18 protein-coding genes are annotated in these 18,132 nt (G+C 60.0%); 9 read left to right on the top strand and 9 right to left on the bottom strand.

Annotated elements, in window-relative coordinates; all coding sequences use genetic code 11:
- Window positions 1-126: 126 nt before the first annotated feature.
- Both J1G33_RS21395 and J1G33_RS21390 read left to right on the top strand, forming a co-directional pair.
- Entirely contained in the window at window positions 127-324 is a 198-nt protein-coding gene (locus J1G33_RS21395) for a cation transporter (RefSeq protein ID WP_057010836.1), read from the top strand.
- A gap of 88 nt (window positions 325-412) precedes the next feature.
- Window positions 413-1,606: a multidrug effflux MFS transporter gene (locus J1G33_RS21390; RefSeq protein ID WP_032878072.1), complete on the top strand. Its 1,194-nt coding sequence runs from the start codon at window positions 413-415 to the stop codon at window positions 1,604-1,606.
- A gap of 8 nt (window positions 1,607-1,614) precedes the next feature.
- Here J1G33_RS21390 and J1G33_RS21385 read toward each other — a convergent pair whose 3' ends face one another.
- Entirely contained in the window at window positions 1,615-1,797 is a 183-nt protein-coding gene (locus J1G33_RS21385; RefSeq protein WP_032878071.1) for a hypothetical protein, read from the bottom strand.
- A 146-nt stretch (window positions 1,798-1,943) separates the two neighbouring features.
- Entirely contained in the window at window positions 1,944-2,957 is a 1,014-nt protein-coding gene (locus J1G33_RS21380; RefSeq protein ID WP_223018699.1) for a zinc-binding alcohol dehydrogenase family protein, read from the bottom strand.
- A 133-nt stretch (window positions 2,958-3,090) separates the two neighbouring features.
- On the opposite strand from J1G33_RS21380, the gene J1G33_RS21375 reads away from it, so the two are divergent.
- From J1G33_RS21375 to J1G33_RS21365, 3 genes are all read left to right on the top strand, one after another.
- Window positions 3,091-4,020 carry a LysR family transcriptional regulator gene (locus J1G33_RS21375; protein WP_032878069.1) on the top strand — a complete coding sequence of 310 codons (930 nt, stop codon included), beginning with the start codon at window positions 3,091-3,093 and terminating at the stop codon, window positions 4,018-4,020.
- 134 nt (window positions 4,021-4,154) lie between these two features.
- Window positions 4,155-4,841, top strand: a complete 687-nt coding sequence (locus J1G33_RS21370; protein ID WP_223018698.1) for a helix-turn-helix transcriptional regulator — start codon at window positions 4,155-4,157, stop codon at window positions 4,839-4,841.
- A gap of 100 nt (window positions 4,842-4,941) precedes the next feature.
- Entirely contained in the window at window positions 4,942-6,312 is a 1,371-nt protein-coding gene (locus J1G33_RS21365) for an MFS transporter (protein ID WP_032878067.1), read from the top strand.
- Between the two features lie 137 nt (window positions 6,313-6,449).
- Here J1G33_RS21365 and J1G33_RS21360 read toward each other — a convergent pair whose 3' ends face one another.
- On the bottom strand, window positions 6,450-7,403 hold the full coding sequence (locus J1G33_RS21360; protein WP_005784479.1) for an adenosine deaminase: 954 nt from the start codon (window positions 7,401-7,403) through the stop codon (window positions 6,450-6,452).
- Window positions 7,404-7,596: 193 nt separating this feature from the next.
- Between J1G33_RS21360 and J1G33_RS21355 the strand changes: the two genes are divergently transcribed.
- Entirely contained in the window at window positions 7,597-8,688 is a 1,092-nt protein-coding gene (locus J1G33_RS21355) for a calcium:proton antiporter (RefSeq protein ID WP_005784481.1), read from the top strand.
- A 74-nt stretch (window positions 8,689-8,762) separates the two neighbouring features.
- Here the strand turns inward: J1G33_RS21355 and J1G33_RS21350 are convergent, their stop codons facing one another.
- From J1G33_RS21350 to J1G33_RS21325, 6 genes are all read right to left on the bottom strand, one after another.
- Complete coding sequence (locus J1G33_RS21350) at window positions 8,763-10,121, bottom strand: 8-oxoguanine deaminase (protein ID WP_223018697.1); 1,359 nt, start codon at window positions 10,119-10,121, stop codon at window positions 8,763-8,765.
- 244 nt (window positions 10,122-10,365) lie between these two features.
- Complete coding sequence (locus tag J1G33_RS21345) at window positions 10,366-11,052, bottom strand: SDR family oxidoreductase (protein WP_005784485.1); 687 nt, start codon at window positions 11,050-11,052, stop codon at window positions 10,366-10,368.
- Window positions 11,053-11,107: 55 nt separating this feature from the next.
- Entirely contained in the window at window positions 11,108-11,689 is a 582-nt protein-coding gene (locus J1G33_RS21340; RefSeq protein WP_032878063.1) for a YigZ family protein, read from the bottom strand.
- A 14-nt stretch (window positions 11,690-11,703) separates the two neighbouring features.
- The gene (locus tag J1G33_RS21335) at window positions 11,704-12,363 is read right to left on the bottom strand and encodes a TetR/AcrR family transcriptional regulator (RefSeq protein WP_005784489.1); all 660 of its coding nucleotides are present in this window, start codon (window positions 12,361-12,363) and stop codon (window positions 11,704-11,706) included.
- Window positions 12,364-12,450: 87 nt separating this feature from the next.
- Complete coding sequence (locus J1G33_RS21330) at window positions 12,451-13,845, bottom strand: nucleobase:cation symporter-2 family protein (protein ID WP_078820208.1); 1,395 nt, start codon at window positions 13,843-13,845, stop codon at window positions 12,451-12,453.
- Between the two features lie 87 nt (window positions 13,846-13,932).
- Window positions 13,933-14,853 carry a LysR family transcriptional regulator gene (locus J1G33_RS21325; protein WP_003188270.1) on the bottom strand — a complete coding sequence of 307 codons (921 nt, stop codon included), beginning with the start codon at window positions 14,851-14,853 and terminating at the stop codon, window positions 13,933-13,935.
- Between the two features lie 126 nt (window positions 14,854-14,979).
- Between J1G33_RS21325 and J1G33_RS21320 the strand changes: the two genes are divergently transcribed.
- The 3 genes from J1G33_RS21320 to J1G33_RS21310 all read left to right on the top strand — a co-directional run.
- Window positions 14,980-16,329 carry an aspartate aminotransferase family protein gene (locus J1G33_RS21320; protein WP_032878060.1) on the top strand — a complete coding sequence of 450 codons (1,350 nt, stop codon included), beginning with the start codon at window positions 14,980-14,982 and terminating at the stop codon, window positions 16,327-16,329.
- A 39-nt stretch (window positions 16,330-16,368) separates the two neighbouring features.
- A complete protein-coding gene (locus J1G33_RS21315; RefSeq protein WP_223018696.1) occupies window positions 16,369-17,862 on the top strand; it encodes a CoA-acylating methylmalonate-semialdehyde dehydrogenase in 1,494 nt (497 codons plus the stop codon).
- 78 nt (window positions 17,863-17,940) lie between these two features.
- Window positions 17,941-18,132: hypothetical protein (locus J1G33_RS21310; RefSeq protein ID WP_223018695.1), on the top strand; the 192-nt coding region annotated here is incomplete at its 3' end.

Raw genomic sequence — 18,132 nt, 5'->3', positions numbered from 1 at the left:
AGCGAGGAAAGTTGAAGCTTGGCCGACGTCGCCTGCGAATACCAGCCCGGCCGATTTTTTTGAAACTTGACCTTGCCATCATGGCAAGCTTGAGACTGGGTTCAACCTCATCAAAGGAGTCATGTCATGCAAATATTCAATGTTGAAGGAATGACCTGCGGCCATTGCGTTCGATCAGTGACCCAGGCGGTACAGAGCCAGGACCCGGCAGCGAGTGTCGAAGTAGATTTGGGCGCTAAAGAAGTGCGCGTGGCAAGCAGTCTGCCCTCGGATAAGGTCATCCAACTGATCACCGAGGAGGGCTACACCGCCAAACTGGCGTGATTTTTTCTGATCGTTAGCGACCTAACGTAATGTTCACGGCACCCAAGCGCGGCTAGACTGTCGAGCTGCCGACTCACTTGGGTGTCTGATGAACCTTCGCATAATCCTGATTCTGGGCGCCTTGAGCGCCTTCGCGCCGTTGGCGATCGACTTCTACCTGCCGGGCTTTCCTGCCATGGCCACGGCCTTTGCCACTGACGAAAAACATATCCAGTTAACCTTGGCGGTGTATTTCGCCGGCCTGGCTATCGGTCAATTGATCTACGGCCCGCTGGCTGACCGTTTCGGTCGGCGCGTGCCGCTGCTCAGCGGCGTCACCTTGTTTACTCTCGCATCCTTCGCCTGTGCCTACGCGCCGTCGCTGGAGTGGCTGATCGGCGCGCGTTTCGTGCAGGCCCTTGGCGGTTGTGCGGGCATGGTGATTTCCCGGGCGGTGGTCAGTGACAAGTGCGACGCGGTGGGCTCGGCCAAGGTGTATTCGCAACTGATGCTGGTCACCGGCCTGGCGCCGATCCTTGCGCCATTGGCGGGTGGGCTGATGGTCGGGGTGTGGGGCTGGCAGTCGATTTTCCTGGCACTGTCGTTGTTCAGCGTGATGGCGGCTATCGCCGTGGCAGTCGGGTTGCCGGAAACCTTCCCGGCCGATCAGCCGCGCCAGCCATTGTCTGGTTCGTTGCGCCGCTACGGCTCGCTGTTGTCGGACCGCGTGTACCTGGGCTATGCCTTGACTGGCGGCATCTCGATTGCCGGGATGTTTGCCTACATCGCCGGCTCCCCCTTCGTATTTATCAAACTCTACGGCGTGCCTGCCGAGCATTACGGCTGGCTGTTCGGTTCCAACGCAGCCGGCTTTATCCTGGTGGCGCAGTTGAATGCGCGGTTGCTGGCCAAGCGTGGCCCGGCGTTTTTGCTGTCGCGTACGGTGTGGGTCTACGTGGCGGCAGCGTTGACGCTGCTGGGGATTGCCGCGCTGCGTACTGAGGCGCTGTGGCCGTTGCTGGTGCCGCTGTTTATCTGCATCGCCAGCCTGGGCTGCATTTTGCCGAACACCTCGGCCTGTGCCATGAGCGGGCAAGGCGCACGGGCGGGCAGTGCCTCGGCGTTGCTCGGGTGTATCCAGTTCGGCGTGGCGGCGGGTGCGGCGTCGCTGGTCGGCGTGTTGCATGATGGTACGGCGATGCCGATGGCCATGGTCATCAGCTTGTGCGGCGTGCTGGCGGTAACGATTGCAATGTCGACCCAGCGCCTGCAACGGGCAAGGGCCACGCAGGCGCAGGTCTGATAGACGGGTCAGCCAGCGGCAGAGCGCTGCTGGACGAGGGGGAAACGGTGGGGGGCCTGTATCCGCGCTTGCAGGGTGTCAACAAAGGCGCGGGCCTCGGCTTCACTGCGGAAGGTGATGGCTTCGCCGTCGAGACGAACCTGCCATTGGCTGCCTGGGGATTTTGCTGACGCTTTTATCAGGATCTTCATTGCTGACTTCCTCGCGTAAAAGACTCGTGGCAAAGGCGGCCAATATAAACCCGAATCCCCTTAAAAATATGACAAGGGTCAACTCTCAGACTAATGGTGTCGTCCATTACTTACATGAATAACGGACGACACTGACAGTCGTTTTTTCAGAACCCTTCCAGCACGATCTTGCCCTTGGCCTTGCCGCTTTCCAGCAGCGCGTGGGCACGGCGCACATTGGCTGCATTGATCACACCGAAATGCTCGCCCACCGTGGTTTTCAGGGTGCCGGCGTCGATCAGATCGGCCACGCGGTTAAGCAGGTTGTGCTGCTCGATCATGTCGGGGGTCTCGAACATCGAGCGGGTGTACATGAACTCCCAGTACAGCGACAGGCTCTTGCGCTTGAGCTTGCTTACATCCAGCGCCTTGGGGTCGTCGATCAACGCCAGCTTGCCTTGGGGTTGCAGCGCTTCCACCAGTTGATCCAGGTGATGCTCGGTTTGGGTCAGGCTGGCGACGTGGGTCACTTGCCCAAGGCCTGCCTGTTTCAGCGCTTCGCTCAGCGGCTGGCTGTGGTCGATCACTACGTGGGCGCCCAAGGCTTTGGCCCATTCCTGAGTCTCGGGGCGCGAGGCGGTACCGATGACTTTCAGCGCCGTGAGTTGGTTGGCCAGTTGGGTCAGGATCGACCCCACGCCGCCGGCAGCGCCGACGATCAGCAGGCTCTGGCCGTGATCTTCCTTGCCTTCGGGTATTTGCAAACGTTCAAACAGCAGCTCCCACGCGGTGATAGCGGTCAACGGCAGCGCGGCCGCTTCGGCAAACCCCAGGCTTTTGGGCATATGGCCGACGATGCGTTCATCGACCGTATGCAGTTCGCTGTTGCCGCCTGGGCGCACCAGGGAGCCGGCGTAGAACACCTTGTCACCGGCTTTGAACAGCGTCACATCGCTGCCGACCGCCTTGACCACACCGGCCACGTCCCAGCCCAACACCTTGGCGTCGCCATTTTCCGGGGCGACGTTGTGGCGCACCTTGGTGTCCACCGGGTTGACCGAGATGGCTTTGACTTCCACCAGCAGGTCGCGCGGGCCGGCCACGGGCTCCGGCAGCTCTATATCTTGCAGGGATTTTGGGTCGTTGATCGGCAATGACGTGTAGTAGGCAATGGCTTTCATGAGGGCTCCGGTAAAAGGTCTGAGTGATATAGCTAAGAACGGGATGGGCAGATGATTGGCTATTTCCTACGCAGATAAAAGCGGCTAAAACAGCAGTCTGTTTCAACCAAATTTTGATAATTGGCGGAATTCCATGCTGCGTTTTGATGATTTGCAGTTGTTTGTACGTGCTGCGGACCTGGGCAGCCTGTCGGCGGCGGCACGGGTGATGGACCTGTCACCGGCAGTGGCCAGCGCCGCGCTCAAGCGTATCGAACAACAGCTGGGCACGCGTTTGCTGGCGCGCTCCACCCGCAGCCTGCGCCTGACTGCCGAAGGCGAGGGCTTCCTGGAATATGCGCGTGCGTCATTAAGTGCGCTGGACGATGGCCGGCGCTTATTGGCCAGTGGCCAGGATCATGTGAGCGGCGTGCTGCAATTGTCGGCGCCGTCGGATTTTGGTCGCAACCAGCTGTTGCCGTGGCTGGATGAGTTCCAGCAGCAACACCCGCAACTGAACGTGCGCCTGTTGCTGGGCGATCGCATTGCCGACCTGTTCCGCCAGCCAGTGGACATAGCCCTGCGCTATGGTGAACCCGAAGATTCCAGCCTGGTGGCTCTGCCCATCGCCCCGGACAATATTCGTGTGCTGTGCGCCGCGCCGAGCTACCTCGCCCGGCATGGCGAACCCCAGCATCTGGAGCAACTGGCCCAGCACAATTGCCTGCTGTACATGCTCGGCAGCCGGGTGCATGACCATTGGGGGTTTTATGACGGCAAGCGCCACGTGAGCCTGACAGTCAGTGGTGACCGGTTCAGTGATGACGCCGATGTGGTGCGGCGCTGGGCGGTGGCGGGCATGGGCATCGCTTACAAATCCTGGTTGGATATCAGCACCGACGTGCTGGCCGGGCGCTTGCGTTTGATCCTGCCGCAGCTGCAGGGCGAGCGCACACCGCTCAACTTGCTATGTGCCCATCGTGCGCAATTGAGCAAACCCATCAATCTGCTGCGGGAGATGCTCGTGTCCCGCTGTGCGACCTTGACGGCGCAACGACCGGGGCGAACGGCGACTGGGCAATAGCCTGCGTAATGATCGGAAATTTCACTCATACCCTGTCCTGATCCGAGCTGTCGGAGGCCGCGGAACCTGCTGCGTGCGCACCTATACTTTGGCGTCAACCGCAGCAGAAAAATGGTCTTACAGGGAGTGAATACATGGAAGCAGCACCTTGCATCAGTCAGATCGCCAGCTTGCTTGCCGAGCCCAAACGCACGGCCATGCTCTGGGCCCTGATGGACGGTTCGGCGAAGTCTTCAGAAGAGCTGGCAACGCTGGCCGGGTTGTCGCCGGCGTCGGCCAATGCCCATTTGGCGCGGCTGACCGGCAGCGGTTTGCTGCGGACCGAGGCCCGACGTGGCAAGCGCTTGTTTCGCGTGGCGGCTGCGGATGTGAGTGCCGCCATTGATGCGCTGGCCAGCACCACCATGGCCAGCGCGGCGCGCAGCACACCGCAAGCCTTGCCGCCGGCACTGATGGCACCGCAGTTGTTGCGCCGTGCCCGCTGGTGTCACGGCCATCTCGGCGGCGAGTTGGCGGCGCAGTTGTATCAACGGATGCTTGAGGACGGATGGTTCGAGCGCCATGAGCAGCGTACCGAGGTTACGGTCAAGGGCGCGCAGCATTTGGCGGACCTGGGGATTTTTATCCAGGCCCTGGCAGCGCCGCTGGTGTGCGACTGTTTCGACTGGAGCCAGCAGCAACCGCATCTGGGCGGAGCATTGGGGGCGGGGTTGATGCAGCTGTTTCTGCAGGCCAACTGGATCAGCGTGATCAACGAGTCGCGTGCCTTGTCAGTCAACGAGGCAGGGCTCAGGGAGATCAGCCGGCTGGCGGCACGTTAAGCGCGTCGTTCAGAGCTGCAATCAGGTCGCATCCAGCAATAGCCAGGACAAACGATGCCGCACACTCGCCAAGGGGATTTTTCATACGGGGGGATGCGGCATGGTCAGGCAGGGTTATAGCGCAGCACAGCGGCTGGAACGGTTGCCCATCAGCGGTTACCACCGAGTCATCTTCATCATCATTGCCTTGGCGTTTTTCTTCGACTCCATGGACTTGGCAATGATGACCTTTCTGTTGGGCTCGATCAAAACCGAGTTTGGCTTGAGCACGGCCCAGGCCGGGTTGCTGGCCAGTTCGAGTTTTTTCGGCATGGTGGTGGGTGCTTCTCTTTCTGGAATGCTCGCGGATCGCTTTGGGCGCAAACCGGTGTTTCAGTGGAGCATCGTGTTGTGGGGCGTTGCCAGTTACCTGTGCTCCACGGCGCAGACGGTGGAGGCGTTGACGTTGTTTCGGATCCTGTTGGGCATTGGCATGGGCATGGAGTTTCCTATTGCTCAGTCGATGCTGTCGGAGTTGATTCCCGCCAAACGGCGCGGGCGTTACATCGCGTTGATGGATGGTTTCTGGCCGTTGGGCTTTGTAGCCGCCGGGGTGCTGTCGTACTTTTTGCTGCCGGTGATTGGTTGGCGCGACATCTTCCTGGTGTTGGCGGTACCGGCGGTGTTTGTGTTGGCCATCCGCTTCTTTATTCCAGAGTCGCCGCGTTGGCTGGAACAGGCCGGGCGCCACGAAGCGGCGGACAAGGTATTGCTGGGTATCGAGCAGAAGGTACGCGACTCCCTGGGCCGCGCCGATTTGCCGGAGCCGATGGCCCTGCCATGGGTAGAGAGTACGCCGGGTACATTCTTTTCCGCGTTCCAGCAGCTGTGGTCGGCGCAGTACCGCCAACGCACGATGATGATCTGGAGCGTGTGGTTCTTTGCCTTGCTCGGGTTCTACGGGCTGACGTCGTGGTTGAGCGCGCTATTGCAGCAATCGGGTTTCGCCGTGACCCAGTCGGTGTATTACACGGTGATCATTTCCCTGGGCGGGATCCCCGGCTTTTTGATGGCGGCCTGGCTGGTCGAGCGCTGGGGGCGTAAACCGGTGTGCGTCGTGACGCTGCTGGGTGGCGGGGTGATGGCGTTTCTGTATGGGCAAAGTGCTGTGTTTGGCGGCAATGTGGCCCTGCTGATCACCTCCGGGTTGTTGATGCAGTTTTTCCTGTTTGGCATGTGGGCGGTGCTGTACACCTACACGCCGGAGCTATATCCCACTTCGGCGCGAGCTACAGGTTCCGGATTTGCGTCAGCAATTGGCCGCGTAGGCTCGTTGCTGGGGCCGTTGGTGACCGGGTTGGTATTTCCGATAACCGGGCAGGGCGGGGTATTTGCCTTGGGGGCGTTGTGCTTTGCCGTGGCGGCGCTGGTGGTGTGGGTGTTCGGGATGGAGACCAAGGGCAAGACGCTGGAAGAGCTCACCCAAATCTAAAGGTCAGCGCAAAACCTATGTGGGAGGGGGCTTGCTCCCGATGAGGGAGTGTCAGTAAACACATCTGTGACTGACCCACCGCCATCGGGGGCAAGCCCCCTCCCACATTTAGCCTGCATTCGTTCAATGATGGCCGGTTATGGCTTTACGAGCCGCGCATCCAGGCTGTTCTGCGCCAGGCGTTTGGCCTGGTCCTGGGTCATGCCCAGGGAGGTATGCAGCGCGTGGAAGTTCTCGGTGACATAACCGCCGAAGTAGGCCGGGTCGTCCGAGTTCACGGTGACTTTCACGCCACGTTCGAGCATGTCGAGGATGTTGTGCTGGGCCATGTCGTCGAACACGCAGAGTTTGGTGTTGGACAGCGGGCATACCGTCAGCGGGATCTGTTCGTCGATGATGCGCTGCATCAAGCGTTCATCTTCAATGGCACGCACGCCGTGGTCGATACGCTGGATTTTCAGCAGGTCGAGCGCTTCCCAGATGTACTCGGGCGGGCCTTCTTCGCCGGCGTGGGCGACGGTGAGGAAGCCTTCGTGGCGGGCACGGTCGAACACGCGCTGGAACTTGCTCGGCGGGTGACCCATTTCTGAGCTGTCCAGGCCCACGGCTACGAACGCGTCACGGAACGGCAGGGCCTGGTCGAGAGTTTTCTCGGCTTCGGCTTCGCTCAGGTGGCGCAGGAAGCTGAGGATCAAGCCGCTGGTGATGCCCAGTTGCTGCTCGCCATCTTTAAGCGCAGCGGCGATGCCGTTCAGCACGACTTCGAACGGGATGCCACGGTCGGTGTGGGTTTGTGGATCGAAGAACGGTTCGGTGTGGATCACGTTCTGGGCTTTGCAGCGCAGCAGGTAGGCCCAGGTCAGGTCGTAGAAATCCTGGGACGTGCGTAGCACATCGGCACCTTTGTAATATAGGTCGAGAAACTCTTGCAGGTTGTTGAAGGCGTAGGCCTTGCGCAGGGTGTCGACGTCGTTCCACGGCAGCGCAATCTTGTTGCGCTCGGCCAGGGCGAACAGCAACTCAGGCTCCAGCGAACCCTCCAGGTGCAGGTGCAGTTCAGCCTTGGGCAGGGCGTTGAGCCAATCGTACATAGTTAAAATCTCATCAGGTGCAATGGCGGCATTCTACAGGCCATGGCTGAAATAATCGGCAAAACCTGACCAGCAGGAGAGTATTTGTGTCACTCACGCAAGGGTGAGGTGAACTAAGGTGTAACGAAACGTTAGCGGCTTGGCGCAGTCTGTACCCCATCAATGACTGATTCGCTGCACGAAAAGGCCCGTAATGCTCACACACCTCAAGCAAGAAAAATTCATGCTGCTGGCGCTGATTGCCGCCATTGCGGCTTATCCGCTGGAGCACTGGATGCTCCACAGTGGGCAACTGGTGGCCCTGCTGGCCGGTGCTGCGCTGATTGCGTTTATCGTAATGGCCTCAATGCGCGTAGCCCACCACGCCGAGCAGTTGGCAGAAAAGGTTGGCGACCCCTACGGCACCATGATCCTGACCCTCGCGGCCGTGTTGGTGGAAGTGGTGATCCTGGCGATCATGATGAGCAACGAGCCATCGCCCACCCTGGTGCGCGATACCATTTACTCGGCGGTGATGCTGGATATCAACGGTATTCTCGGCCTGGCCGCCTTGATGGGGGGCATCAAGCATGGGGAACAGTCCTACAACGATGACTCAGCGCGCACCTACAGCGTGATGATCCTCACCGCCATGGGCGTGTCGATGGTGGTGCCGGAATTTATCCCCGAGGCCGATTGGAAAATTTACTCGGCCTTCACCATTGGCGCGATGGTGGTGCTCTACACCTTGTTCCTGAGGATGCAGGTAGGCCCACACAGTTATTTCTTCAGCTACAGCTACCCGGAAAAACGCCGCAAGAAATCAACCGAAGAAGAACACACACCGCCCGTTAACCTCGCGTTCTCGATAGGCACGTTGGTGTTTGGCGTGATTGTGATTGGCGCGTTGGCCGAGGTGATGTCCAAAACCCTGGATCTGGGCCTGGAAGGCACGGGCGCGCCGCCGGTGATCACGGCGATTGTGGTGGCGGCTATCTCGGCCGCGCCAGAGATTCTGACGGCATTGCGCGCTGCATTGGCCAACCGTATGCAGTCGGTGGTGAATATTGCGTTGGGTGCTTCGTTGTCTACGGTGATCCTGACGGTGCCGGTGATGGAAGCCATGGCGCTCTATAGCGGCCAGCCGTTCCAGATGGCGATGACGCCGGTGCAGACGGTGATGGTGTTTATCACGCTGATTGTCAGCGCGATCAACCTCAACGATGGCGAGACGAATGCCATTGAAGGGATGACTCATTTTGTGTTGTTTGCGACTTTTATCATGTTGTCGCTGCTGGGGCTGTAACTGTTTTTGATGACGCCGTAGACCCAATGTGGGAGCGAGCAGGCCCCCCTCCCACATTTTGATCGGCGTCTGGCTCAGGTGCCGGCGATGAGTTGGCGAGCCGCCTGGGTGTGATCGGCGATCAAGCCTTTCAGGTCCAGGCCTTCGACTTGGCCGTCGATCACCCGCCACTGGCCGCCGATCATCACTCGATCCGCCCGATCTGCACCGCACAACAGCAGCGCTGAAATCGGATCGTGGCTACCGGAGAAGCGCAGTTCATCAAGTTTGAACAATGCCAGGTCAGCCTGCTTGCCTACGGCCAATTCACCGATGTCCGTTCGGCCCAGCAACTGTGCCGAACCTTTGGTTGCCCAGCCCAGCACGCCTTCTGGGGTGATCTTTTCTGCGCCATAACGCAGGCGCTGAATGTACAGGGCCTGACGCGCTTCAAGGATCATGTTCGAGGCATCGTTGGACGCCGAGCCGTCCACGCCCAGCCCGATGGGCGCGCCGGCGGCAAGCAGGTCCAGGGTCGGGCAGATACCGGAAGCCAGGCGCATGTTGGAGCTTGGGCAGTGGCAGATCCCCGTACCGGCGGCACCCAGGCGTGCGATTTCATCCGGGTTGAAGTGAATGCCATGGGCCAGCCAGGTGCGTGGGCCGAGCCAGCCGACGCTGTCGAGATAATCCACGGTACGCAGGCCGAAGCGTTGCAGGCAGAAGTCTTCTTCGTCGAGGGTTTCCGCCAAGTGGGTATGCAGGCGCACATCCAGGCGGTTGGCCAATTCGGCGCTGGCTTGCATGATCTCGGGGGTGACGGAAAACGGCGAGCACGGAGCCAGGGCAATCTGAATCTGCGCGCCGTCACCCCGCTCGTGATATTCGCGGATCAGGCGCTGGCTGTCGTCAAGAATGATTTGGCCTTGTTGCACGGTCTGCTGCGGTGGCAGGCCGCCATCGGCTTCGCCCAGGCTCATGGAGCCGCGGGTGAGCATGGCGCGCATCCCCAGTTCGCGCACGCTGGCTACCTGCACATCAATGGCGTTTTCCAAACCATCGGGGAACAGGTAGTGGTGGTCGGCCGCCGTGGTGCAGCCCGACAGCAGCAATTCAGCCAGGGCGACTTTGCTGGCCAGGGCGAGTTTTTCCGGGGTAAGCCGCGCCCATACCGGGTACAGCGTTTTCAGCCAGGGAAACAGCGGCTGGTTGACCACCGGGCCCCAGGCGCGGGTGAGGGTTTGATAGAAATGATGGTGAGTGTTGATCAGCCCGGGCAGGACCACATGTTCGCGAGCATCGAACACCTGCGTGCAGGGTTGTGCCGGTTCTTGGCCCTGGGCCAGTAATTCGGTGATCACACCGTCTTGCAGCACCAGGCCGCCACGGGCGTCGAGGCCATTGGCAGTGAAAATCGCGAGGGGGTTTTTTAACCAGATACGGGTCGCAGGCATTGGCCGGCTCCTCTGAATGATGGGTTCAGGTTTGCCAGCTCAGTGTTGCCCTGTCTGCTGATCCAGGGTCGCCGGGGAGGGCGAGGGGGCTAGATTACGTGTAGTTCATTACGGGGTCTAGCTGTAGGAGTAGGTACAGAGTGGGAGGGGGGCTTGCTCCCGATAGCGGTGGGCCAGTCCACACAGCATTGACTGACACTCAGCCATCGGGAGCAAGCCCCCTTCCACAGGTTGATCGGTGTATTTACCAGGCGATGGTGTCGCCCTTGTAGTCCACGAAGTGATGGCCGCCCTTGCCGGTGTAGGCATTTACTTGATCCACCAGGCCGCGCACGCTGGTGTCGACGTCGATATGTGCGTTCTCTCCGCCCATGTCGGTTTTCACCCAGCCCGGATGCAGCGACAGAACCGTCGGCTTGTGGTCGCCCAACTGGGTGATAAAGCTGTTGGTCATTGAGTTGAGGGCAGCCTTGCTGGCCTTGTACAGCGCCAGGTCCGAACCGTCGGGAATGGTCACGCTGCCCAGCACCGAACTCATGAACGCCAGCACGCCGGTGTCTTTGCGGATCTGCCCGACAAAGCGCTGGGCCAGGTTGATCGGCGCCACGGCGTTGGTGAAAAACAGCTGGCCGACCTCTGCGAGGGTGGCGTGGCCTGGCTCCTGGTTCGCCGGGCCCTTGACGCCAGCGTTGACGAACAGCAGGTCGAAGGTGCGGTCTTTCAAGCGTTGGGCCAGGGCGATCACGGCTTGCTGATCATCCATATCCAATTTCTCGATCTGCACCGGGCCCACGGCTTTGAGGGCATCGGCCTTGTGCGGATCACGCACGGTGGCGGTGACGTCCCAGCCATCCTGGAGCAGTTGCTTGACCAGGCCAAGGCCCAGCCCGCGCGAGGCGCCGATGATCAGTGCGGTTTTTGGCGTAGACATGAAGGCTTCCTTTGAAGTCGCGGTTCAGGGAGTTCAGCGCCTAACAGTAGCAGTTTCAGCGTTGCAGCAGGATGCGCCCACGGCTCAGGTCGGCGAGCTGGGTTTGCAGGGTGTCGATGTGTGCCCCTGCCAGCGCAAGGTGTAGCTCCACGCCGTTGGCGGTGAAGGTTTCTTCCAGCACTAAACCGCCGAGTTCGGCGACGCGCAGCTTCACCAGGTTCAGCTCGGAGAACCCACAGGCGCAGCTCAGGGGCACACGGCTGATCAGTTCGATACGCTCGGCATTTTGCAGGCATTTGTTTGCGCCACCACCGTAGGCGCGGGCGAGTCCGCCCGTCCCCAATTGAATGCCGCCGTACCAGCGGATCACCAGCACCGCGACCTGATCGAACCCCTGGGCCTCGATAGCCGCGAGGATCGGTCGCCCGGCGGTGCCACCGGGTTCGCCGTCGTCGTTGCTGCGGTATTGATCGCCCAGCTTCCAGGCCCAGCAGTTGTGCGTGGCGTTCAGGTCGCTGTGCTGCTCGAAAAACGCCTGGGCGTCCTGCGGGCTGGTGATCGGCACCGCCAAGGTGATAAAGCGGCTTTTGCGTATTTCTTCACGAAATTCGCAAAAGCCTGTCAGCGTAAAAGACATAACTCGCTTCGTTTTTATAGGGCCGGCTTGATGCCGCAGCCTTTGAGAATGATATGGATCAGGTTGGTGCCGGCGTCTTCCATGTCCTGCTTGGTCAGCTTGGTGCGACCGGTGACGCGGCAGATCTGGGTGGCGAAGTCGGCGTAGTGCTGGGTGCTGCCCCACAGCAGGAAGATCAAGTGCACGGGATCGACGGGGTCCATTTTGCCGGCGTCGATCCACGCCTGGAACACCGCGGCTCGGCCACTGAACCAGGCGCGATAGTCCTGACCGAAATATTCGGTGAGGCATTCGCCGCCGCTGATGATCTCCATGGCGAAGATCCGCGAGGCTTGTGGTTGGCGCCGCGAGAACTCCATCTTGGTGCGGATGTAGCGCGCAAGCGCCACGGCCGGGTCATCCTCGGCGGTCAACGCGTTGAAGGTGCTGTCCCATAATTCGAGGATATTGCTGAGCACCGCGATATACAGGCCCAGCTTGTTGGTGAAGTAGTAGTGCAAGTTGGCCTTGGGCAGCCCGGCACTGGCAGCGATGGTGTTCATGCTGGTGCCTTTGTAGCCATGGCGGGCGAATTCATCTTCAGCAGCCTGGAGAATAGCTTGTTCGTTCTTTTGCCGAATGCGGCTGGCGGGTTTACCGGCGTGGTTGCTGTGGGCAGGAACTTCGAGGCTCATGGACGTTTCCGTGCTGATCGATAAAGGCGACGTGTGCACAGATAACCCACCCTCAAGCCTCAGACAAGTCCCGATGCAATAAAACCGTCAAAGCGGCTCCAGGCTTTCGCTTTGCGCTGTTGGGTTTGTAGCGCATGTACTCGCCTTGGCTTCCGGCAGCAACAGGCACAATACGATGGCGGTGAGGCCGCCGCTGGTGATGGCCGAGTCGAACAGGTTCTGTACCAGTGTCGGCATCAGGTGCAGCAAGTTGGGTTGAGCGGCGATACCCAGGCCGACGCCAAACGAGGTGGCAATGATCAACATGCTGCGTCGATCCAGCGGCGCCTGGGCGAGGATACGCACGCCGGCGGCGGCCACGCTGCCGAACATCACCAGGGTCGCGCCGCCCAGCACCGGCTTGGGGATTTGCTGCAGTACGGCGCCGATCAATGGAAACAGGCCCAGACAGAACAGCAGCACACCGATATACAAACCGACGTAACGGCTGGCCACGCCGGTGAGCTGGATCACGCCATTGTTCTGGGCAAAGGTGGTGTTGGGGAACGCGCTGAAGGTGGCGGCAATCATGCAGCTCACGCCATCGCCCAGCACGCCGCCCTTGAGCCGGCTTATATAAGATGCACCGCTGATGGGTTGGCGGGCGATCATGCAATTGGCCGTGAGGTCGCCGACGGTTTCGATGCTGCTGATCAGATAAATCAGCGCAATCGGCAGGAAAGCGCTCCAGTCAAAGTTGAAACCAAATCGGAACGGCATCGGCAGGCTGATCAAGGGCAAGTCGGGCAGGGCTTGGGGCACCAATTTGCCGCTGAACCACGCCGCGAGGCTCCCCAGGGCCAGGCCGATGATAATGGCGCTCAAGCGTACCCACGGGGTATTGGAGCGGTTGAGCAGGATGATTGTCAGTACCACGAACAGGCCGAGTGCGAGGTTCGCAGGGGCGCCGAAGTCTGGCGCATTAAAACCGCCGCCGAGGTCGGTAATCCCCACTTTGATCAGGCTGATGCCGATCAACGTGATGACGATCCCCGTTACAAGGGGGGTGATGACACGACGCAGTTGGCCAATGAAGCGGCTCAACACGATCTGTACCGCCGCGCCGAAGAAGCACACGCCGAAGATCATCGCCAGAATGTCTTCCGGGCTGCCGCCGCGTTGCTTGACTAGAAAGCCTGCCGCCAACACCGCGCCGAGAAACGCAAAGCTAGTGCCTTGCAGGCAGATCATACCGGCGCCGATACCATACGGCCTGCGTGCCTGGATGAACGTGCCTACGCCGGACACCATCAGCGCCATGCTGATCAGATAGGGCAGGTGGGCGGTGAGGCCGAGCGTGGAGCCGATGATCAGCGGCGGAGTAATGATGCCGACGAACGCCGCCAGCACATGTTGTAGTGCTGCCAATAGAGCCGGCAGTGGTTTGGGGCGGTCGTTGAGGCCGTAGATCAGGTCGCTGGGGCTGGCAGATTCTGGTGGCATGGCGGGTAGACTCGAGGCGGACGGTTCAAGGTCCTTGTGCCTTGCAAAAAGCTGTCCAAGTGCTCAGCTTTTTGCGTGAGGCCCGAGTTAGCGCGTCGCGGCCAGGCTTTCAAGGAAACTTTCCAGCACCAAATGAGGGCGCCGGCCTTTGCGCGTGACCGATGCCAGGCTCAAATCGTAAAAACGTGTAGCCGGTTTCAGCGCGCGCAGTCGGCCTTGTTGCACCCACAGGCTGGCGTAGTGATCGGGCAAGTAGCCGATATAGCGGCCAGTGAGGATCAGGAACGCCATGCCTTCACGGTCCGAAGCGCTGGCCGTGCAGTTGAGTGCCTGGTAGTGGGCCTGGATCTCTGCGGGGAGGCGAAAGGTAGGGGCGATGGCGTCCTGGCTATCGATGCGCTCGTCATCGAGTTGTTTGTTGTCGGCGTAAAAGAGCGGGTGCCCGACCGCGCAATAAAGCAGTGAGCGCTCGCTGTACAGCGGTTGGTATTCCAGACCCGACAGGGCGCTGGCCTGGGGCACCACGCCGACATGCAGGCGGCCATCAAGTACACCTTGTTCTACTTCATTGGGGGCGATCATGCGGATCTGGATCTGCACGTCCGGGCCGCGTTCCTTCAACTGCGCCAGTGCGTGGGTGATGCGCATATGCGGCAGGGTGACGAGGTTGTCGGTGAGGCCGATGATCAACTCGCCGCGCAAATGCTGGTGCAGGCCGTTGACCTCGGTGCGAAAGCTTTCCAGGGCGCTCAACAATTGCAGGGCTGACTGATAAACCTCGCGGCCTTCCTCCGTCAGGGAAAAACCGGCGCGGCCGCGTTGGCAAAGTCTGAGGCCGAGCCGCTGCTCCAGGTCGCTCATCTGCTGGCTGATGGCCGAGCGGCCGATGCCGAGCACGGTCTCTGCCGCCGAGAAGCCGCCGCATTCCACCACGCTGCGAAAGATGCGCAGCAAGCGAATGTCGAAGTCGCTGACTTGGGCCAAAGGGTCGGGACGACGGCTGCTCATAGTTTAGTGAAGTCCAGACTGAAGGTTAGAAGAGTTGGATTTCACCGACTTTATCCCCGTGGCAATTTAGCTGCAACTAAGCTTTTTCAATCCCGACGCTGCCTTTTGCCTTGCGAGGTTTTGCTGATGAACATGCCCGAAAACGCCCCATCGCCCCTGGCCAGCCAACTCAAGCTGGATGCGCACTGGATGCCCTACACCGCCAACCGCAACTTCCAGCGCGACCCGCGCCTGATCGTGGCCGCTGAAGGCAGTTGGTTGACCGATGACAAGGGGCGCAAGGTTTATGATTCGTTGTCGGGCCTGTGGACCTGTGGCGCCGGGCATACGCGCAAGGAAATCCAGGAGGCGGTCGCCAAGCAATTGGGCACCTTGGACTACTCCCCAGGCTTCCAATACGGTCATCCGTTGTCCTTTCAGTTGGCGGAAAAGATCACCGACCTGACCCCAGGCAACCTGAATCATGTGTTCTTCACCGATTCGGGCTCTGAATGTGCCGATACGGCGGTGAAGATGGTGCGGGCCTACTGGCGCCTCAAAGGTCAGGCCACCAAGACCAAGATGATTGGTCGCGCCCGTGGTTACCACGGTGTGAACATCGCTGGTACCAGCCTGGGCGGTGTGAACGGTAACCGTAAGCTGTTTGGCCAGGCGATGATGGATGTCGACCACCTGCCTCACACCTTGCTGACCAGCAACGCCTTCTCCCGGGGCATGCCGGAGCAGGGCGGTATTGCCTTGGCTGATGAGTTGCTCAAGCTGATCGAGCTGCATGACGCGTCGAATATTGCCGCCGTGTTTGTCGAGCCGATGGCCGGTTCAGCTGGCGTATTGGTGCCACCGCAGGGTTATCTCAAGCGCCTGCGCGAAATTTGCGACCAGCACAATATCCTTTTGGTGTTCGACGAAGTGATCACAGGCTTTGGCCGCACCGGCTCGATGTTCGGTGCCGACAGCTTCGGCGTGACGCCGGACCTGATGTGCATCGCCAAGCAGGTCACCAATGGCGCTATTCCGATGGGCGCGGTGATCGCCAGCAGCGAGATCTACCAGACCTTCATGAACCAGGCGACGCCGGAATACGCCGTGGAATTCCCCCACGGCTACACCTACTCGGCGCACCCGGTGGCTTGCGCGGCGGGCTTGGCGGCATTGGACCTGTTGCAGAAAGAAAACCTGGTGCAGAGCGTAGCCGAAGTCGCACCGCACTTTGAGAATGCGCTGCACGGTTTGAAGGGCAGCAAGAATGTGATCGACATTCGCAACTACGGCCTGGCCGGTGCTATCCAGATTGCCCCGCGTGATGGGGATGCCATCGTGCGTCCATTCGAGGCCGGCATGGCATTGTGGAAGGCCGGTTTCTATGTGCGTTTTGGCGGCGACACCCTGCAGTTCGGGCCAACCTTCAACAGCAAGCCGCAGGACCTGGACCGTCTGTTTGACGCGGTCGGCGAAGTGCTGAACAAGATCGACTGATTTCTCCTTCTATATAGAACAATTTTTCAGGAGCCCTGCATGAGCCTTATCCAGCATTTGATCAACGGTGAGCTGGTCATCGACAGCGGTCGTAGTGCCGACGTCTATAACCCGTCTACCGGCCAGGTGATTCACCAGGTGCCGTTGGCCAGCCGTGAAACCATTCAACAGGCGATTGACTCAGCCAAGGCGGCGTTTCCGGCCTGGCGCAATACGCCTCCGGCCAAGCGTGCCCAGGTGATGTTCCGTTTCAAGCAACTGCTGGAGCAGAACGAAGCACGTATCTCGCAGTTGATCAGTGAGGAGCATGGCAAGACCCTGGAAGACGCGGCGGGTGAACTCAAGCGTGGGATCGAGAACGTGGAGTACGCGTGCTCGGCACCGGAGATTCTCAAGGGCGAATACAGCCGCAACGTGGGGCCGAACATTGATGCTTGGTCGGACTTCCAGCCGCTAGGCGTGGTGGCGGGTATCACCCCGTTCAACTTCCCGGCGATGGTGCCGTTGTGGATGTACCCGCTGGCGATTGTGTGCGGTAACTGTTTCATCCTCAAACCTTCGGAGCGTGATCCGAGTTCTACGTTGTTGATCGCGCAACTGTTGCAGGAGGCTGGGCTGCCTAAAGGCGTACTGAGTGTGGTGCACGGCGACAAAGGCGCGGTGGACGCATTGATTCAAGCGCCGGAAGTTAAAGCCTTGAGCTTTGTAGGCTCGACGCCGATTGCCGAGTACATCTATAGCGAAGCGACCAAGCGCGGCAAGCGTGTGCAAGCGTTGGGCGGGGCGAAGAACCATGCGGTGCTGATGCCGGATGCAGACCTGGACAACGCCGTGAGTGCCTTGATGGGCGCGGCTTATGGTTCTTGCGGCGAGCGTTGCATGGCGATTTCGGTGGCGGTGTGCGTGGGCGACCAGGTGGCGGACGCGTTGATCGCTAAGCTGGTGCCGCAGGTCAAGGCGTTGAAGATCGGCGCGGGCACCTCCTGTGGCCTGGATATGGGCCCGTTGGTGACGGGGCAGGCACGAGATAAGGTCAGTGGCTATATAGAAGAGGGTGTTTCGGCGGGTGCAGAGCTGGTCGTTGATGGTCGCGGCTTGAGCATTGCCGGGCATGAACAAGGATTTTTCCTTGGCGGCAGTCTGTTCGACCGCGTTACCCCCGAGATGCGGATCTATAAAGAAGAGATCTTTGGGCCAGTGTTGTGCGTGGTCCGGGTGGATAGCCTGGAAGCGGCGATGCAACTGATCAACGATCATGAATACGGCAACGGTACCTGCATCTTCACGCGTGACGGTGAAGCAGCGCGGCTGTTCTGTGATGAGATTGAGGTCGGCATGGTAGGGGTTAACGTACCGTTGCCGGTGCCGGTTGCATATCACAGCTTCGGTGGCTGGAAGCGCTCTCTGTTTGGCGACTTGCACGCCTATGGGCCGGACGGGGTGCGTTTCTATACCCGTCGCAAGGCGATCACTCAGCGTTGGCCGCAACGGGCCAGTCATGAAGCGTCGCAGTTCGCCTTCCCTAGTCTGTAAGACTCGATAAGCGAAAGCCGGCCCCCTTGGGGCCGGCTTTCGCGTTTCTAAGGCATTTTCGACCGATATGACAGAAATGTGAAAAAGAAGGTTGACGGCAGATTCTGGAAGCCTATAATTCGCCCCACTTCCGGCGCAGTCGAAACGGAAAACTCCTTAGTAAACAATGAGTTACGTAGTTTTCGGCAGCAGGTTGCTTCAGTTCATCGAAGCCAAAAGGAAGTTGAAAAAGAGGTGTTGACAGCAGCGTGTAACGCTGTAGAATTCGCC

It is taken from the genome of Pseudomonas sp. P867 (genome assembly GCF_019891455.1).
Taxonomy (GTDB): Bacteria; Pseudomonadota; Gammaproteobacteria; order Pseudomonadales; family Pseudomonadaceae; genus Aquipseudomonas; species Aquipseudomonas synxantha_A.
This window is presented reverse-complemented; position numbering and strand designations above follow the sequence as displayed.

Excerpts from the sequence above, each read along its gene's own strand:
- J1G33_RS21395 (WP_057010836.1), top strand. The coding sequence starts at position 127 with ATGCAAATATTCAATGTTGAAGGAATGACCTGCGGCCATTGCGTTCGA.
- J1G33_RS21390 (WP_032878072.1), top strand. The coding sequence starts at position 413 with ATGAACCTTCGCATAATCCTGATTCTGGGCGCCTTGAGCGCCTTCGCG.
- J1G33_RS21385 (WP_032878071.1), bottom strand. The coding sequence starts at position 1,797 with ATGAAGATCCTGATAAAAGCGTCAGCAAAATCCCCAGGCAGCCAATGG.
- J1G33_RS21380 (WP_223018699.1), bottom strand. The coding sequence starts at position 2,957 with ATGAAAGCCATTGCCTACTACACGTCATTGCCGATCAACGACCCAAAA.
- J1G33_RS21375 (WP_032878069.1), top strand. The coding sequence starts at position 3,091 with ATGCTGCGTTTTGATGATTTGCAGTTGTTTGTACGTGCTGCGGACCTG.
- J1G33_RS21370 (WP_223018698.1), top strand. The coding sequence starts at position 4,155 with ATGGAAGCAGCACCTTGCATCAGTCAGATCGCCAGCTTGCTTGCCGAG.
- J1G33_RS21365 (WP_032878067.1), top strand. The coding sequence starts at position 4,942 with ATGGTCAGGCAGGGTTATAGCGCAGCACAGCGGCTGGAACGGTTGCCC.
- J1G33_RS21360 (WP_005784479.1), bottom strand. The coding sequence starts at position 7,403 with ATGTACGATTGGCTCAACGCCCTGCCCAAGGCTGAACTGCACCTGCAC.
- J1G33_RS21355 (WP_005784481.1), top strand. The coding sequence starts at position 7,597 with ATGCTCACACACCTCAAGCAAGAAAAATTCATGCTGCTGGCGCTGATT.
- J1G33_RS21350 (WP_223018697.1), bottom strand. The coding sequence starts at position 10,121 with ATGCCTGCGACCCGTATCTGGTTAAAAAACCCCCTCGCGATTTTCACT.
- J1G33_RS21345 (WP_005784485.1), bottom strand. The coding sequence starts at position 11,052 with ATGTCTACGCCAAAAACCGCACTGATCATCGGCGCCTCGCGCGGGCTG.
- J1G33_RS21340 (WP_032878063.1), bottom strand. The coding sequence starts at position 11,689 with ATGTCTTTTACGCTGACAGGCTTTTGCGAATTTCGTGAAGAAATACGC.
- J1G33_RS21335 (WP_005784489.1), bottom strand. The coding sequence starts at position 12,363 with ATGAGCCTCGAAGTTCCTGCCCACAGCAACCACGCCGGTAAACCCGCC.
- J1G33_RS21330 (WP_078820208.1), bottom strand. The coding sequence starts at position 13,845 with ATGCCACCAGAATCTGCCAGCCCCAGCGACCTGATCTACGGCCTCAAC.
- J1G33_RS21325 (WP_003188270.1), bottom strand. The coding sequence starts at position 14,853 with ATGAGCAGCCGTCGTCCCGACCCTTTGGCCCAAGTCAGCGACTTCGAC.
- J1G33_RS21320 (WP_032878060.1), top strand. The coding sequence starts at position 14,980 with ATGAACATGCCCGAAAACGCCCCATCGCCCCTGGCCAGCCAACTCAAG.
- J1G33_RS21315 (WP_223018696.1), top strand. The coding sequence starts at position 16,369 with ATGAGCCTTATCCAGCATTTGATCAACGGTGAGCTGGTCATCGACAGC.